This is a genomic window from Vibrio sp. 10N.222.46.A1, from assembly GCF_041473595.1.
In the GTDB taxonomy this organism is placed as follows: domain Bacteria; phylum Pseudomonadota; class Gammaproteobacteria; order Enterobacterales; family Vibrionaceae; genus Vibrio; species Vibrio tasmaniensis_A.
In genome coordinates this window covers 1-1,015 of sequence record NZ_JBFRSN010001436.1, presented here as the reverse complement: position 1 = coordinate 1,015, position 1,015 = coordinate 1, and the positions used below count along the sequence as shown (strand labels likewise).

Below are 1,015 nucleotides of genomic sequence, written 5' to 3'. Positions count from 1 at the left end.
CGCTTCACTAATACAAAACTGGCACTGTTGAATATGTTTTTCTCTACATTTTTCGGTTAAAAGCTTAATTTCAACTTTTAATATATTACAGAACTCAAACATTAGCCACTTACCTTTACATATATATAAAAGGTCTTCCCAAGAATTGGTTATTCCTTTTGATTGAGCAAACTTGTCTAATTGACGTATGTGCTCTTCCGTGAAATTATTTAGGTTTTGAGCTCTAATCTGCTGTAAGTTTTGCTTATACCCAAATTTAGATTCATACTCTTCACAACATGCATTCTTAAGTGCTTCTAAGGATATGTAGAATAAATCAAGTAGACAATCCTTAACTTTATTAAAAACCATATTCTCAAATTCAGGAGTGATATGTTTTTCGGATACTCTTGTCATATTTCTTATGATATGTCTAGTAGCTTCTTTAGTTACAAAGTGACTCTCCAAGGAATATGCTTTTAGTACTAGAAGGGCTTGATCATTTGGGATCTCACCTCGATAATAACGAGCATCTCGATCTACGATACCTAAAATATATTGTGATATATCGATCTCTGGGAATTGAGCTCTCGCACTATCTATACAGTCAATTACTCCTCTTGATCCATCTGAACCTTCAACAATATTTTCAGCAGCGTAGACTTCTGCGTTCGCGCCATTCCCATAAAATAATGACTCATAAACAGGGACATCATCTATCCCTTCTACGATAATGAGAGGAGTTTCGGAGATAATTGCTTCACTTAGCAATTCATCCATTTCTAAAATCGCCATCACCATTTTATGAGTCTCTGTTGGTCACTGTTGGTGTGACTTCGTCTAAATTAGTGAAGTGTTCATCAAGATCTAAATCAAGGATTCCGTCAGAACTTTCATCGGAAATTAGGCGTTGTATGTAGTCGGAATCTAATTCTGGTTGAAGTTTTACTAGTGAGTGAGGTGATTTCTTTCCAATAATAGAACTATGAGATGCGACAATGATTTGCGTGTGAGGGACTAATTCCCTTATTAGATC

General features: G+C 35.4%; 2 protein-coding genes. Both read right to left on the bottom strand.

Annotation, left to right across the window (positions count from 1 at the left end; translation table 11 throughout):
* A partial coding sequence (locus AB4496_RS27165) for a hypothetical protein (RefSeq protein WP_372133049.1) occupies positions 1–780 on the bottom strand: 780 nt, incomplete at its 3' end.
* Between the two features lies 1 nt (position 781).
* Positions 782–1,015: hypothetical protein (locus AB4496_RS27160; RefSeq protein ID WP_372133046.1), on the bottom strand; the 234-nt coding region annotated here is incomplete at its 5' end.